General features: G+C 64.2%; 12 protein-coding genes and 3 pseudogenes. 5 read left to right on the top strand and 10 right to left on the bottom strand.

Going from position 1 to position 15,717, the window contains the following annotated elements; all coding sequences use genetic code 11:
* Positions 1–112 precede the first annotated feature (112 nt).
* Positions 113–1,423, top strand: a complete 1,311-nt coding sequence (locus tag IVA78_RS13610) for an ABC transporter substrate-binding protein (protein WP_247306393.1) — start codon at positions 113–115, stop codon at positions 1,421–1,423.
* A gap of 277 nt (positions 1,424–1,700) precedes the next feature.
* Here IVA78_RS13610 and IVA78_RS13605 read toward each other — a convergent pair whose 3' ends face one another.
* The 8 genes and pseudogenes from IVA78_RS13605 to IVA78_RS13570 all read right to left on the bottom strand — a co-directional run bounded on the left by IVA78_RS13605 (position 1,701) and on the right by IVA78_RS13570 (position 9,621).
* The gene (locus tag IVA78_RS13605) at positions 1,701–2,870 is read right to left on the bottom strand and encodes a Gfo/Idh/MocA family oxidoreductase (protein ID WP_247465708.1); all 1,170 of its coding nucleotides are present in this window, start codon (positions 2,868–2,870) and stop codon (positions 1,701–1,703) included.
* Between the two features lie 48 nt (positions 2,871–2,918).
* The gene (locus tag IVA78_RS13600; protein ID WP_247278610.1) at positions 2,919–3,233 is read right to left on the bottom strand and encodes a septal ring lytic transglycosylase RlpA family protein; all 315 of its coding nucleotides are present in this window, start codon (positions 3,231–3,233) and stop codon (positions 2,919–2,921) included.
* A gap of 102 nt (positions 3,234–3,335) precedes the next feature.
* A complete protein-coding gene (locus IVA78_RS13595) occupies positions 3,336–4,181 on the bottom strand; it encodes a CmcJ/NvfI family oxidoreductase (protein ID WP_247465705.1) in 846 nt (281 codons plus the stop codon).
* 258 nt (positions 4,182–4,439) lie between these two features.
* On the bottom strand, positions 4,440–5,540 hold the full coding sequence (locus IVA78_RS13590) for an LLM class flavin-dependent oxidoreductase (protein ID WP_247465704.1): 1,101 nt from the start codon (positions 5,538–5,540) through the stop codon (positions 4,440–4,442).
* A gap of 27 nt (positions 5,541–5,567) precedes the next feature.
* Entirely contained in the window at positions 5,568–6,740 is a 1,173-nt protein-coding gene (locus IVA78_RS13585) for an acyl-CoA dehydrogenase family protein (RefSeq protein ID WP_247465702.1), read from the bottom strand.
* A pseudogene (locus IVA78_RS13580) lies at positions 6,734–7,524 on the bottom strand (ABC transporter ATP-binding protein). The gene IVA78_RS13585 and the pseudogene IVA78_RS13580 overlap by 7 nt, the downstream one beginning before the upstream one ends.
* Positions 7,518–8,540, bottom strand: coding sequence for an ABC transporter permease subunit (locus IVA78_RS13575; RefSeq protein WP_247465700.1), 1,023 nt, complete (start codon positions 8,538–8,540; stop codon positions 7,518–7,520). Before IVA78_RS13575 ends, IVA78_RS13580 begins: the two are co-directional and overlap by 7 nt.
* Entirely contained in the window at positions 8,518–9,621 is a 1,104-nt protein-coding gene (locus tag IVA78_RS13570; RefSeq protein ID WP_247465698.1) for an ABC transporter substrate-binding protein, read from the bottom strand. The genes IVA78_RS13575 and IVA78_RS13570 overlap by 23 nt, the downstream gene beginning before the upstream one ends.
* Positions 9,622–10,079: 458 nt before the next feature.
* Between IVA78_RS13570 and IVA78_RS13565 the strand changes: the two are divergent.
* Positions 10,080–11,061 (top strand): annotated as a pseudogene (locus tag IVA78_RS13565) (ABC transporter substrate-binding protein).
* A 125-nt stretch (positions 11,062–11,186) separates the two neighbouring features.
* Here the strand turns inward: IVA78_RS13565 and IVA78_RS13560 are convergent.
* On the bottom strand, positions 11,187–11,627 hold the full coding sequence (locus IVA78_RS13560) for a hypothetical protein (RefSeq protein ID WP_247465695.1): 441 nt from the start codon (positions 11,625–11,627) through the stop codon (positions 11,187–11,189).
* A 362-nt stretch (positions 11,628–11,989) separates the two neighbouring features.
* Between IVA78_RS13560 and glgC the strand changes: the two genes are divergently transcribed.
* From glgC to IVA78_RS13545, 3 genes are read left to right on the top strand one after another with little or no spacing between them, the layout of a single operon-like run.
* Complete coding sequence (gene glgC, locus IVA78_RS13555) at positions 11,990–13,252, top strand: glucose-1-phosphate adenylyltransferase (RefSeq protein WP_247278571.1); 1,263 nt, start codon at positions 11,990–11,992, stop codon at positions 13,250–13,252.
* Entirely contained in the window at positions 13,249–14,703 is a 1,455-nt protein-coding gene (gene glgA / locus IVA78_RS13550; protein ID WP_247465692.1) for a glycogen synthase GlgA, read from the top strand. Before glgC ends, glgA begins: the two co-directional genes overlap by 4 nt.
* A gap of 30 nt (positions 14,704–14,733) precedes the next feature.
* Positions 14,734–14,994 (top strand): SemiSWEET transporter, encoded by a 261-nt coding sequence (locus IVA78_RS13545; protein WP_247465690.1) that lies wholly within the window; start codon positions 14,734–14,736, stop codon positions 14,992–14,994.
* Between the two features lie 31 nt (positions 14,995–15,025).
* Here the strand turns inward: IVA78_RS13545 and IVA78_RS13540 are convergent.
* Positions 15,026–15,616 (bottom strand): annotated as a pseudogene (locus IVA78_RS13540) (class III extradiol ring-cleavage dioxygenase); the annotation flags it as partial.
* Positions 15,617–15,717: the final 101 nt, after the last annotated feature.

Genomic DNA, 15,717 nt, shown 5'->3' with positions numbered 1-15,717 from the left:
GCGTTGTGTCGCGGCCGACGCCTATCGACCTTGGGCGATGTTGACTTTCGCCATCCTGCTCCCAATACTTCGAAAAAAGCCAAACGTAAGACGGTTTTTGAGGGAGGATAGGATGCCGACTTCACGCAGGCAGCTGCTGAAGACATCGGCGGCTGCCGCCGCCGCACTCAGCCTCGATTGGACACGGGCCCAGGCGCAAGCCGAGAATTTGCGCATCGGCTTGATTTACGACCTCACCGGCCCCTTTGCCGCCGGCGGCTCGGTCGCCTCCTCGGTCGGCGCGCAGATCGCCATCGACCTCGTCAACGAGAAGGGCGGCATCGGCGGCAAGACCAAGATCGTGCCGGTCGCCGCCGACTCCCAGAGCAAGGCGGACGTCGCGATCAATGAGGCCGAGCGGCTGATCAGCCAGGAAAAGATCGACATCATCAACGGCGTCTATTCCAGCGCGCACGCGGTGCCGATGGCGGCGAAGGTGGAGCAGCAGAAGAAGATCCTCTGGATCACGACCGCGGTCTCGACCGCGGTGTTCAAGGACAAGAACCTGCAATACGTGTTTCGTGCGCAGATCCATTCCGACCAGTACGGGCAGGCCTTTGCAAGCTTCATCACCGAGCATGCGAAAGCCAAGCTCGGCATCGATCCGAAGGAGGTCAAGGTCGCGTTAATCCACGAGGACGGCCCCTATGGCGTCGGCGTTGCCTCCGCCGACGAGGCCTATGCCAAGGAGGCCGGCATCCAGGTCGTGCTGCGCGAAGGGTATTCGGCCTCCGCGCCCGATCTTTCGGTGCTGGTGACAAAAATCAAGCGCGCCAAGGCCGACGTGATCTCGCATGCCGGCTACAACCCCGACATCACCCTGTTCCTGCGCCAGGCCCGCGAGAGCGGTTTGCGCTTCAAGATGCTGTTCGGCGCCGGCGCCGGCTACAGCCAGCTCGACAAGCTGCGCGCGACTTTCGGTGCCGACATCGACAATTTCTGCAACATCGATCCGGTGCCGGCGCAGTTGCTCGATCCCGCCAAGCTCGCGCCGGGCATGGGCGACCTGATCAAGACCATGGTTTCGCGCTACCAGGCCAAGACCGGCGCGACCGACGTGCCGCCGCACTGCTCGATGGGTTTCAACCAGACCTGGGTGCTGCTCAACAACGTGCTGCCGGTCGCCAAAGAGAAATACGGCAGCTTCGACCCGGAGGCCATCCGCAAGGCAGCGCTCGACGTCGACATCCCCGCTGGCGGCACCATCCAGGGCTATGGCGTTAAATTCTTCCGGCCGGGCACGCCGCTCTCCGGCCAGAACGAGCGCTCGACCCCGGTCGTGATGCAGAACGCCGGCGAGCACATCTCGGTGGTGTGGCCGACGAACATCCGCACGCGGGAGCCGGTCTTCCCGCTACCGAAGGGCTCGACCTACGGGGCATGAGGCGGTTGCGCTCGCGTGGCAACCTCCCCTGGACGGTAAGGCTATCGCATATGAATTCTTGGAGTGGCCCGAGCAAACGCCTCGTCCTTCGAGACGACCGCTCCGCGGTCTCCTCAGGATGAGGCTAATTGGCATAGGGCCCGTTGAAACTGCTGCCGCACACTCCGCCCTCATCCTGAGGAGCCCGCCAAAGCGGGCGTCTCGAAGGATGCGCGCATGGAAGCCGCTTCCCATATGCGATTGCCCTCCCTCGAGAGGAGGGTAAGAGAGCCACGCCCTACAACACCACCCTTCTCCCCTCCTCCGCCGCCCAATAGCCCGCGTAATTCACCTTGATCGTCTCGTACGCCAGCGCGAGGTCCGACAGCGGCTGCCGTCCCGTCGCGGCGCATTCCATGAAGTCCTGGATCTCCTGCAAGTAGCCGCGCGTCCATTCCTCCTCGAGGCAGACATATTGCCAGCCGGTTTTCCGATCGACCTTTTCGGTGATGTAGACGCTGGCGAGCTTCTCCTCGCTGGTCTGGTAGCTCATCAGATGCGTGTTCGGGGTGATGTTGGCGAACAGTGAGCCGCCGCTCGTGTGGGTCTCGATCAGGTTGCGCACACCGCCCATGATCATGTCGCCGGAGAACACCGTCGCCTTGGTGCCGTCGGAGAAGGTCGCCGTCAGCGTGCCCCAATCCTCGACATCAACCGGATTGGCCTTGATATAGGTGCGTTCTTCGGGCCTGAGGCCAGCGGTGACGTTGCCGACGTCGCAAATGACGCTGGCGACGCGAATGGTCTCGCCGCGCGCTTTTGCCTCGACCTGCTTGAGGTAAAGCACGGCCGAGAGCGGATGACAGCCCATGCGGATCAGCGAGCCGCCACCCGTCATCGCCCATTGCGCGGCATGTGCGGCGTGTGAGCCGGAATGGCTCTCTTCGCCCTTCATGAACAGGATCTTGTCGCCGGTAGCCCTGATGATCTCCGCGGTCTTGGTCACCGCGGGCGCGTAGATCCAGTCCTCGGCATACATGAACAATTTTCCGCTACGCTCGATCGCCGCCCGCGTCGCGTCCATCTCCTCGAGCACGCGCTCGTACATCAGCGCCTTCGGCACGCGCTTGCCGATCGGCTGTTGGTCGCCCTCGCGGCCGAAATAGCCGGCGAACGGCTTTTCACAGATGACGTGCTTGCCCGCCTGCATGGCGGCGACGATCATCTCGGCATGGAGATTGGGCGGGGTGCAGATGTCGATGACATCGAGCTCACGGTCCGCAATCACCTCCGCGAAGCTGCGATAGACCCGCGGGATATGGTGGCGCGTCGCAAACTCGACCACGTGATCGCCGCGCGCGGCCACCGCCGCGACCTCGACGTCCACGCCATAGACGCGCTGGAACGCATACATGTGCAGCTCCGACACGAAGCCGCAGCCGACGAGTCCGACTCTGATCCTGGCCATGGCGCCCCTCACCCTTGCTTTGGGAGGCACTATAGCCCGCTTGCCGGCCTAATCCACCGAGACCCGCACCACGCCAGCGCTCATCATGCCGAGCGCCCGGGCGGCCGGCACCGAGAGATCGACGATGCGGCCGCGGATGAACGGGCCACGATCGTTGACGCGGCACTGGATCGTTCGTCCGCTATAGGACACTCTCAGCACGGCGCCGAAAGGACGCGTCCGGTGCGCGCATGTCAGCTCGCCACCTCTGCCGGCCTTCGCGTATCCGTAGTACGAAGCAAGCCCGCTTTCGGCGTGGGCAGCAGAAAAGGCAAAAAGCAAAAAGCTGGCCAGAGATACCAATAGCGTCGTCTGCGCTTGCACGGCACCCTCCCGGTTGCCCTGCCCGGCGCTGCAAACGTGGCTTTGTTCCCCAAAGTTCCGGAAACACTGCCGGGCAACGCCCGGCAGCACCATCACACTTTGTTACTGTTTGTGGAACACCAGCGTGCGCACCTCGATGCTCTCGCGCGGCGCGGCATCTGGCGGCGTGGTCGGATCGACGAAGGCAGTGTGCGGCCCGAACCGCGTACGGCCGTCGGTTGCGGAATCATAGCACTTGAGCAGCAGCGCCTCGTCTGTGGTCATCTCGGGGAAATAGAACCAGCGGTGGTTCGGATTGTACCTTACCGAATAGATCTCGCCGCGACGATTGGGATAGATCAAATCGGAAGCGATGAGATCGTCGGGCGCAACCGTCGTGCCGTCGGCCATCGCCAGCGGTGAATCGCGCAAGGGGCCGCGGATCGGCCGCCACAGATTGATCACCTGCACGCGACCCTTCAGCAACTCTTCGGCCTCGTCAGGCAGATGCTCGCGCACGCGATTGGCGCCGGAGACGGCGGTCTGGTCGACATGCACGCGTGTCGCCGGCTGGCGCGGGCCACCGCCACGAATGTCGGGGGCGCCCTCGATGCGCTTGCGCACGGTGTGGTCGAAGATGAAGACACGATCAGCTTTCAGCGTCGCGCGCAGGAACGCCTCCACGGCGGGATAATAGACCGCCCTGACCTCCTCCTCGTTGTAGAAATCCTTCACGCGGGTCGGATGACGCACCAGCGCGAAGCCTTCGCGATCAAGCGAGATATTCTGCGCAATCAGCCGCGCATCGAAGATCGGGACCTGATGCGGCTCGGCAAGCGCCGTGCTCTTCGGCTCGCCCGGCGGCGGATCGAAGGCGTAGGTACGCGGCTTGCCTAAGACCGGCGCGAGATAGTTGAGTTCGGCAGTGACGAAGGGAAGCGATTCGATTTTTGTTTCTTGTAGGCCCATGGCCGGTCTCCCGATGTGGTCGTCTAAAGCATCTTGGCGGGAACTGGCGTGGCGCAAGGGAGCGGGCGCAAATAGCAATGGGGATGTTGTCGGGGACGCGAAATGCAGAAGGAACGTTTCGAGAGCGGCTTTCGCGTAGAAGGGCGCATTCTCATCTCACGGATGCTTGAGCAATGCGTGAGATCTCGTGCCTCGTACGCCGCCGTGTCCGAAACACAAGATCTTGCAACAGCAGCGCACCGGCTAACGTGAGACGGATCATTCCGCGGCCTCGCCGCGAACAGCCTGACGCTTCGCAATCAGTTCACGCGTCAGCGGGATCAGCTCGCGGCCATATTCAATGGCGTCGATCAGCGGATCGAAGCCGCGAATCAGGAAATGGCTGATACCGAGGTCGTAATAGTCGCCAAAGACTTCCGCGACCTGCTCGGGCGTACCGACCAGCGCGGTGGTGTTGCTGTTGGCGCCGGTGAGCTTCGCGATCTCGGTCCAGAGCCGCTTGTCGATGCGGCTGCCCTGGTCGGCGAGTGCGAGCAGGCGCCGCGCGCCGGCCGTGGCGTGGCCGTCGGCGGGCTTGCGGTAGCCGGTCTTGTCCTGAAGCGCGGTCGCGCGCGCCAGAATGTCTTCCGCCTTCTCCCAGGCCTGTTTCTCGGTCGACGCAATGATGGGCCGCACTGACAGGCTGAAACGCGGCGTCGGCCGCCCGTGCCGGACCGCCGCGTTGTGGACGCGGGAAGTGACGTCGCGTACCTGCGCATAGGATTCACCCCACAGCGCGAATGTGTCGGCGTGCTTGCCGGCAACGTCGATCGCCGCATCGGAAGCACCGCCGAAATAGACGCGGATGCCTTCCGGGCGATACGGCTTCACTTGCGAAAAGGCGTTCTCGACCTGGTAGTACTTGCCCCTGTAGGTGAACGGCTTGTCGCTGGTCCATTCCAGCTTGAGGACGTCGAGGAATTCGGAAGTACGAGCGTAACGCTCGTCCTTGTCGTCGAGCGTGTTGCCGTCCTGCCGCAGCTCGGTGGCATTGCCCCCGGTGATGACATGGATCGCGACGCGGCCGCGCGAGAATTGGTCGAGCGCCGCGAACTGCCGCGCCAGCAGCGTCGGGGCGGTGAAGCCGGGCCGCTGCGCGATCAACACGTTCAGGCGATCGGTGACCCGGAGGACGTGCTGCGCGACCTGGAGCGCATCGGGCGAGGTCGAATGAAGCGCCAGCAGCGCACGATCGAAGCCGGCATTCTCATGCGCTTTCGCCACCGTCTCGATGTGGGTCGGATTGAGCACCGGCCCTTCGCGGACGATGGTCTCGGACGAATGGTTGTTGCTGATGAAGCCGATGAACTCGATCGACATGACCGTCTCCCTGATTTTTCCCGAAAGCTAGAGGCCCAATGCGGCGCGGCCGAGACCGGTGCGCGTGGAATCGTCCTGCGGTGTGTGCACGCGCCCGCACAGCACGTCGCGATAGTGACGCTCCAGCGGATTGGTGCGGCTGAGGCCGTGATTGCCGGAGAGCGACAGCGCGTCCTCGACAGCCGCGACGGCATTGTTGGTGACGGTGAGCTTGATGACGTTGGACTCGCTCGCAGAGAGCTGGACGCCGTCATCGAAATCGCGCGCAAAAGACTCGATCAGCCGTGCATTGACCGTGAGCCGCGCCTCGATGGCGCCGACAATCTCCTGCGCCCGCGGCAAGCTCGCGAGCGGCGCGCCGAGGCCGGCGGGAACGCGCTGCTTCAGGAACGTGATCAGCCAGTCGCGCGCGGCGCGGGCGACGCCGTCATAGATCGCGGCAACGAACACCGTATGGATGGTCGCCTGCGTCACGTCGGGCGTGCGCCAATCCGCCGGCTTGCGGACATCGACCTCGGCATCGAGCGGGATCACGACATCGTCGAAGATGACGTCATGGCTGCCGCTGGCACGAAGGCCGTGGTGGTCCCAGGTCTCGACGATGCGCGTGCCCGGCAGGCCCGCCGGCACCAGGAACTGCCCGACCCGCGGCTCCGCCTCGTCGGTCCGGGCCCAGACCAGGTACCATTTCAGGATCGGCGATCCCGTCGAATAGATCTTGTGGCCGGAGAGGCGCCAGCCGGTTTCGGTGCGCCGCGCGATCGTCGTCGGCAGACCGCCGCGCGCGGGCGAGCCGAGCTCCGGCTCGACGCGCAGCGCGTTGATCAGCGCCAGGCCCTCGACGCTTTCGCGCGCAAGCTTGCGTGACAGCCGCGCCGGCCAGGTCGGGCTCCGCGACATGACGAGATGATTGATGTAATGCATTGACAGAACCAGCGCCGTCGGCGGATCGGCCTTGCCTATGATGCCGATCACGCGCGCGGCGTATCGTGCGCCGGCGCCGGCCCCACCATGAGCCGCAGGAACCGTGAGCGACAACAGGCCCGCTTCGGAGAGCTCGCGAAAATTCTCGAAAGGGAAGCTGCCATTGCGGTCATGCTCGGCGGCGCGTGCGGCAAAGCCTGCTGCCAGGTCTTCAGCACGCGCGATGTAATCGGGCTGGGCGGGAGCTGTGCGCCCTTTGGCTACGGGAGTCACCATGTCGCGTCCAACCCCAGCAGACCGAGAATCTGGCGGCGCAGATCGGCCAGATAGGGATCGCCGCGGTGGCGCGGATAGGGCCGGTCGACACGGATGTCGGCCTTGACCCGTGCCGGGCGGTCATTGAAGACGATGACGCGGTTGGCGAGCACCAAGGCTTCCTCGGCATCGTGCGTCACCAGCAGCGTGGTAAAACCCTTGCGCTGCCACAGCGAGACAAGCTCGGCCTGCATGGTGATGCGGGTCAGCGAGTCGAGTTTTCCCAGTGGCTCGTCGAGAACCAGGATCTTGGGATCGTTGACCAGCGCCCGCGCCAGCGCGACGCGCTGCGCCATGCCGCCGGAGAGCTGGTGCGGATAAGCGTTGCGGAAAGACGACAGCCCGACGAGATCGAGAGCATCGTCGACGCGGTAACGCTGGCTCTTCAAAATGCCCTGGGCCTCGAGCCCAGGGCGACGTTGTCCCAGACCGACCGCCAGGGAAACAGGGTCGGATCCTGGAACACGACCACGCGCGAGGGATGTGGACTGTTGATGCGGCTCTCGTCCTCGCGCAGCGTTCCGGACCTCGGCTTGTCGAGGCCGGCGACGAGCCGCAGCAAGGTCGACTTGCCGCAACCGGAGGGACCGAGCAGCGCGACAAACTCGCCGGGCTCGACAGAGATGCTGACGTCGCTGAGAACGGGCAGCTCGGCGCCGTCGATGTCGAAGGCGTGGCTGACCTGCTCGATGTCGAGCGCGGCGCCGGCAGCCGGACGCGCGATCGCTTGAGCCAGAGCTACCATTTTACAGTCCCCTTCTGCCAAACCAGCAGGCGGTCGCGGATCGAGAACAGCAGCGTGATCGCGCCGGAGCAGAGCAGCGACATCACGATCAGTGCCGCATACATGTTGGCATAGGCGGCCCAGCCCTGCGCCCATTGCAGGTACCAGCCTAGCCCGGCCTTGACACCGATCATCTCGGCGACGACGAGCACCGCGAAGGACGCACCGAGCCCCATGAACAGCCCGACGAACACGTGCGGGAGTGCCGCCGGAATCGCGACCTTCAGCACCAGGAAGGACGGCTTGGCCCCCAAGGTCCGCGCGACGTCGTAATAGGCGTTGCTGACGCTGGCGACGCCGGACCAGGTCAAGACGGTGACCGGAAAGCCGGTCGCCAGCGCGATCAGGAAGGTCGAGGCGCTCCAGCTCGACGGGAACGTGAAGAAGGCAATCGGCAGCCACGCGGTCGCCGGCAACGGACCGATGAAGCGCAGCACCGGATGCACCCAATAACCAACTGCGCGCGACCAGCCGATCGAGACGCCGGTCAGGAAACCGATCGTGGCGCCGACCAGATAACCGCCGAGCTGCAGTTTTACGGAGGCAAAGACACTGTCGAGCAGCTTTGGCAGATCATCGGTATAGACCTCGACGATCGATTGCGGCGGCGGAAAGAACGGCAGCGGCAGCCAAGCAAATTTTGCCGTTGCGACCTCCCACAAGGTCAGGAACGCGCCGAGCGCCACCAGCCAGGGCGCGCGCTTGCGCAAGCCGCGGCCTGCGGAGCCGAGATAATCGGCACTCAGCGTTCCGAACAAGGCAACCGCAGCGACGATGAAGGCTGCAATGCCGACCGAATGCGTGCGTGACCAGTCGCCGACATCCTGCCACCACAGGCAGGACAGGCCAAAGCCGACCCAGGCGATGCTTGCGAGCACGCCGACGCCGGTCTCCCGGACCCAATTCGCAAGCAGTGGCGCGCGAGAGAGGCGCGGCGCGCCGGAGGCGAGGCCGTCAGACAGCGAATACGTCGACATAGATGCGCTCCGCAAATTTGGCCGTGTCGGTGCTCGGCTTGAAGACCTGCACGCTCTTCAGATCATCGGCGTAGGCCTTGAGCTCGCGCTTGAGCACGTCGCCGACCGGATGATGATGGTGGGTGTGGTAGCGCACCATGCCCTCGATGTCGGCGAGGGTGGCCGCCTTCGGCGCGTAGGGCTGGAATGATTGTGCGGCAATCGTCGCATTCTGCGCGGTGAACATCGCGGCATCGAGCAGCGCTTGCGTGATGGCGCGGGCGATCTGCGGCTCCTCGCGCACCAGGCTGCCGCGCAAGCCGAGAATGCAGCAGCTCTTTTCGCGATACTCGCCATCGAGATTGGAAGCGACTTCCTTGTACTGAGTATCCTTGAGCCAGAGATAGGCGAGCGGATCGGAGGACAGGAAGGCCTGCACCTCGCCCTTCTCCACGGCGACATTGAGCAAATTGCCGGGATAGGCGCGCCAATCGACGTCCTTGATCGGATCGATGCCGAGCTTGGCGAGCTGGATCGAGAAGAAATTCTTGTCGGGGCCGGCGAGGTCGCCGACCGCGACGATCTTGCCCTTGAGATCGGCGAGCTTCGCGACGCCGGAATCGCGGCGCGACAGCACCCGCATGCAGCCGCCATGGGCGCCGGCGGCGATCTTGACGTCAAACCCCTGCTCCAGCGGCTTCAGCCAGCGCAGCGCCATGCCGAGGCCGGCGTCGCTCTTTCCGGTCGCGATCGCCTCGAGCAACTGGTCGGTCGAGCCGGAATAGTTGACGAGCTCGACGTCGAGATTGTGCTTCTGGAAGAAACCGTGCTCGATGGCGACCGGCACGGGCGCGAGGCAGACCGCGCCGGCATTCCACGACAGTTTCAGCTTGCGCGGAGCGCCAGTGAGCGCAGGTGCATTCGATGCCGTCTGGCACAACGGAAATTCCGAGAAGTCGACGCCGGGCGCGATCCCGCGCGGCGCAAAGGCGTGTGCCGCACCAAGAGCGCCGAACGGCGCAGCGAAGGCTGCCGCAAGCCCCGCCTGGAGCAGATGCCGCCGGTCGAGACTCGATCCACCGCGCTTGTCGTCGTTGCTCATCGGTCCCACTCCTGCGCTGGCACTGCTCCGCTACATGCGCAACGGCTCGCGTTGCGCATCTTCCGTACGGAGCTGCGTTTGAGAGAAAAGCTTTTCGCCGGCGCTTCACACGCCGCGTTGATGCGATGCGCAAATCATGCGGCGCAGTCGCCGCATCGTCAATGAAATGGAATTTCGAATGTTTGGCGAAGCGAAGTCATTCTCTCCATCGCCACCCTCGCGAACGATGAAAGCATTTTCGCCGCTGCCGCGCTTCCCGCTCCCTGCTTCTTTCCTACGCAATTTCGGCCGCGCACACCGCACTTTCTCGAAAGCATCACTTTGCTAAAACGTCCTTGCCTGTCGCCTCTGCAATACGGATAGCCATTTCATTGACTGCGCTCCGCGCGGTCATAAACTTCATCATCTCGCTGCATCGCTCGCTCACGCGTCGTGGGCAAAGCAACAAGACAGGCCACATGCGCATCAACTCTCATCATCATCCCATCACCCGCCGTCTCGCGGCATCGCTGCTTGCCGCCACCCTCACCTTGTCGACAGCCGCCGCATCGTTCGCGGCCGACACCGTCGTGCTGCGCGTCGGCGACCAGAAAGGCGGCAACCGGTCGCTGCTCGAAATCTCCGGTTACACGAAAGACCTGCCCTATAGAATCGAGTGGTCGGAATTCCCCGCGGCCGCGCCGATCCTGGAAGCGCTCAACGCCGGTGCGCTCGACGTCGGCTATACCGGCGATCTCTCGTTCCTGTCGGTCTATGCGGCCGGCGCGCCGATCAAAGCGATCGGCGGGACGAGGTCAGACGCGAAGACGCAGGCCATCCTGGTGCGCCAGGATTCGCCGATCAAGTCGGCCGCCGACCTCAGGGGCAAACGGCTCGCCGGCACGCGCGGCGGCTGGGGTCAGTTCCTGATCGACGCGGCGCTGGAGAAGGCGCAGATCAAGCTGGAGGATGCGACCTTCGCGCCGCTCGGACCGGTCGACGCCAAGATCGCGCTGCTCGCCGGCTCGATCGATGCATGGGCGGTCTGGGAGCCCTACGTCTCGTTCGCGACGCTGAAGGACAAAGCCCGCGTGATCGCCGACGGCGAAGGCCTGACGCCAACCATCACCTTCATCGTCGCTTCCGACAACGCCATCGCCACCAAGCGCGCGGCGGTGCAGGATCTTGTGCAGCGGCTGAACAAGGCGCGGCTATGGTCGCTTGATCACCTTTCCGAGTATGCCAGGAACACGGCCCGAGCTGACCAAGCTGCCGGAAGACGTGCTGCTCTCGGCCTACACCGCGCAGCGCACCAGCCCGATCGTGATCGACGAGAACGTCGTGAAGGAGGTGCAGGATGCCTCCGACCGCTCGACGCGCTATGGCATCCTGCCGAAAAAGCTCGACGTCGGCAAAGCCGTCGATCGCAGCTTCACGGCTGCGGTCGCAGGATCGAACTAAGCGGACCCGGCGGGATGCGCAGGCTTCGCCTCGAGGCCGGCCCGCTGCATCTTGCCGCGATCGTGCTCATGCAATTCGCCAGCATGAGCATGATCGTGTGGCTCGCGCTCTAGCCGCGCAGAACCTTACCAATATCCACGATAGTAAGGCCGGTGAAAGACCCGATATGGCCGGTAGTAGCCGTAACGATAGCCGTAGTACGGACGATACGGCCGATAGTATCGCGGATAAGCGTAGGCCGGCCCATAGCCGTAATAAGCCGGGGCATAACCATAGCCGTACCCCGGATAGCCATAGCCGCCGTAATACGGGCCGCCATAGTAGCCATAGCCGTAAGGCGCGGTGCTGGCGGCGATGGCGCCGCCGATGATCGCACCGGCCGCGAGGCCGCCGAGACCCCATCCCCAGCCACCGCCGCGCCAATGTACCTGCGTGACATCATCGCCGACGGCAGCCTTCATCGTCGCGACGTTGGTCGGCATCGGACCCCCCGCGGCCTGCTCGATTTGGCCGGCCATGACCACGCCGGCCAGCGAACAGGCAATTGCCGTTTTCCAGATCCTCATCGTCTTACTCCTTATCTGACGTTTCGCTTGGAAATGGATCGCATCGCCATGATCGAACATCCTTGCGCCTAGTCAAAGCCTCGAATTTGCGTGCGGCGCACAAGTGCCCTTCACGTCTCGCTGCGAGACGGCCGCTGGCGGGCCAGCGCGCCTGCTCGGTCGCCATGTGACACCGGCGCGACGCCGGAGTTCGGTGGCCAAGAACGGCATCAAGGCAAAGCATTAAGCTTGCCGCGCTCGCAACTAACAACCTACTTCCCGATTTACTATTCGTACCATTACTATCGGTTCCAATGGGCGCGGGACCGCGGGGCTTCTCGCGACAAAAGGCCTCGGCAAGCGCCAGAGCGCGGGAGGATGACATGAGTGCCGTCGGTAGTGAACCGCTTGCCCGCCAGGCGCTGGCGTTCGTCCTCGCTGGTGGACGCGGCAGCCGGCTTTTGGAGCTGACCGACCGGCGCGCCAAGCCGGCGGTCTATTTTGGCGGCAAGTCCCGCATCATCGACTTCGCGCTCTCGAACGCGGTGAACTCCGGCATCCGCCGTATCGCGGTCGCCACCCAATACAAGGCGCACAGCCTGATCCGGCACCTTCAGATGGGCTGGAACTTCTTCCGCCCCGAGCGCAATGAGAGTTTTGACATTCTCCCGGCGAGCCAGCGCGTCTCCGAAAACATGTGGTATGTCGGCACGGCGGACGCGGTCTACCAGAACATCGACATCATCGAATCTCACGCCTGCCGCTTCATCGTCGTGCTGGCCGGCGACCACATCTACAAGATGGACTACGAGGTGATGCTGCGCGAGCACGTCGAGAGCGGCGCCGACGTTACGGTGGGCTGCCTCGAGATGCCGCGCGCGGAATCATCGGGCTTCGGCATCATGCATATCGACGAGAAGGGCTGGATCCAGTCCTTCCTGGAGAAGCCGAAAGACCCGCCGCCGATGCCAGGCAAGCCGGACGTCTCGCTCGCCAGCATGGGCATCTACGTGTTCAATGCGAAATTCCTGTTCGACCAGCTCAGGCGCGACGCCGAGGACCCGGACTCGAACCACGATTTCGGCAAGGACATCATTCCATACCTCGTCAAGAACGGCCGCGCGTTCGCGCACCAGTTCTCGACCTCCTGCGTGCGCTCCAGCAGCCACAACGGCGCCTATTGGCGTGACGTCGGCACCGTCGACGCCTATTGGTCCGCCAATATCGATCTCACCGATGTCGTACCGGAACTCGACCTGTTCGACCGCGCCTGGCCGATCTGGTCCTATGCCGAGATCACACCGCCGGCCAAATTCGTCCACGACGAGGAGAGCCGGCGCGGCCAGGCCGTGAGCTCGCTCGTCTCGGGCGGCTGTATCATCTCCGGCGCCTCGCTGCGCCGCTCGCTGCTGTTCACCGGTGTCCGCATCAACTCCTACGCCAATGTCGAGAATGCCGTGATCATGCCCTACGTGAATGTTGGGCGCGGCGCTCGCTTGAAGAACGTCGTGATCGACCGCGGCGTCGAAATCCCCGAGGGCCTCGTCGTCGGCGAAGATCCCGAGTTCGATGCCAAGCGCTTCCGCACCACCGAGCAGGGCATCTCGCTGATCACCCAGCCGATGATCGATGGGCTCAATAAATGACGCCTGTTCGCGTCCTCGCGGTCGCTTCTGAAGTCTATCCCATCGTCAAGACCGGCGGCCTCGCGGACGTCGCCGGCGCGCTGCCGGTTGCGCTGAAGGCGCATGGCGTCGAGATGCGCACCCTGATGCCCGGCTATCCCGACGTGACGCGGCTGCTCGCCGGAGCGGAGGAAATCCGGCGCTGGCCGGATTATTTCGGCGGACCTGGACGCCTGCTCGCAGGCTCGCACGACGGCCTCGATCTGTTCGTGCTCGACGTGCCGCACCTCTATGCGCGGCCGGGAAATCCTTACGTCACCAGCGAAGGCGTCGACTGGCCGGACAACGGCGTGCGCTTCGCCGCGCTCTCGCGCGTCGCCGCCGATATCGGGCACGGCCTGGTTCCGGCTTTCGTGCCCGACATCATCCACGCCCATGACTGGCAGGCGGGGCTTGTGCCGGCCTATCTGCATTATGACAACCGGCCGCGGCCCGGCACCGTGATGACCATTCACAACATGGCCTATCAGGGCAAGTTTGCTCCCGAGCTGATTGGTGCGATCGGCCTGCCCTGGCACTCCTTGAACGTCAACGAAATCGAATATTTCGGCGGCATCAGCTTTTTGAAGGCGGGCCTGCAATTCGCCGATCGCATCACCACGGTGTCGCCGACCTACGCGCGGGAGATCCAGAGCGACGAAGGCGGCATGGGGTTCGGCGGCCTGCTTCGCGCACGCGCGAGCGTGCTCAGCGGCATTCTCAACGGCATCGACATCTCCGTGTGGAATCCGCAAACCGATCCGCACATCGCCTACCGCTTCGGCGCGGAAGACCTCACGTTCCGGGCTGCGAACAAGGCGGCGCTTCAGCAGCAGTTCAATCTCGATTCCTCTGACGAGGCGCCGTTGCTCGGCGTCATCAGCCGCCTGTCCTGGCAGAAGGGACTCGATCTCCTGCTCGAGGCCATTCCAACCATATTGGGTGAAGGCATGCAGCTCGCGCTGCTCGGCAGCGGCGATCGCGATCTGCAGGACGGCTACCAGGCCGCCGCACGCGCCAATCCCGGCCGGATCGGAGTCGTGATCGGCTACGACGAGATCCTGGCGCATCTGATCCAGGCCGGCTCGGACGCGCTGATCGTGCCGTCGCGCTTCGAGCCGTGCGGCTTGACCCAGCTCTGCGCGCTGCGCTATGGCGCGGTCCCGATCGTGTCGCGCGTTGGTGGCCTCGAGGATACCATCGTCGATATCGGCGAGGCCGACGCATCCGGCCATGATGCCACCGGTTTCAAGTTCAGCCCCGTGACGGCGGACGCCCTCGCCGGCACGCTGCGCAAGGCCAACACAGTCTTCCACGACAAGCTGACCTGGCGGCGGCTGCAATTGAGCGGCCTTGCGACCGACGTCTCCTGGCGCAACCGCGCCGGCGACTATGCCGCGCTCTACCGCGACCTCATGGCGGCCCGCGCGTGAGCACGGCCGAATCCATGTTATAGAGCCGGCATGGACCCCTTCGCGATCAAGCTGCTCGGCTTTGCCGCCGCCACCTGCACCACCGTCGCCTATGCGCCGCAGTTCATCAAGGTCTGGAAGACGCGCTCGGCGCGCGACATCTCGCTGGGCATGTTCCTGGTGATGGTGCTGGGCCTTGTGCTCTGGCTCGTCTACGGCCTGCTCTCCGGCGACGGCCCGCTGGTCGCCGCCAACGCCATCACCATGGTGCTCGCCGGCGGCATCCTGTTCATGAAGCTGAAATACGGGTGAGGATGCCCTCTCCCTTGTCCCAAAAGGAAAATCACCCACCAAACACATACGACGCCATCGCCACGCCTGCGACCCCGTCGACGAAGACGCGGCGGCCAATGTCGATGCCGGCGGCGCCCGTCAGCGGCAACAGATGGTCCTCGCGCGGATGCGCGAGGCGCGCGCTGGGTGCGTTCTCCCAGTCGACGAGCATGGCGTTGCGCCGTGTCGCGTCCGGATTGCTGATGGCCTCGTTCAGATAGGCTTCGAAGTCGTACGAGACCGGCTTGGACTCCGGTCGATTGAAGCCGCGCATATTGTGATAAGTCAGCCCGCTGCCGACGATCAGGACGCCGTCGTCGCGCAGCGAGGAGATCGCCTGCCCGACCCTGATATGCTCGGCCGGATCGTAGCTCGACTTCAGTGACAGCAGCACGATCGGCATGTCGGCGTTCGGATACATCAGGCCGAGCGGCACGAAAGTGCCGTGGTCAAAGCCCTGATCGGGATCCTCGCGGCAATCGAGCCCGGTGCGCGTCACCAGCGCCTTCACTTCGGCTGCGAGCTCGGGCTGGCCCGGCGCCGGATATTTGAGGTGATAGGTATGCTCGGGGAAACCGTAATAGTCGTACACCATCGGCGGATCTTTCAATTACCCACATTTAGCCGAGAGGGCTGAGGGAGCGCACCAACTATTGCATCGCGGGAATCGACCGTGATTCCTTGTCTGGCACCGATTCGCAG

The organism is Bradyrhizobium sp. 137 (genome assembly GCF_023074095.1).
In the GTDB taxonomy this organism is placed as follows: domain Bacteria; phylum Pseudomonadota; class Alphaproteobacteria; order Rhizobiales; family Xanthobacteraceae; genus Bradyrhizobium.
The sequence above is the reverse complement of the archived record's forward strand: the minus strand, read 5'-3'. Positions and strand labels throughout refer to the sequence as shown.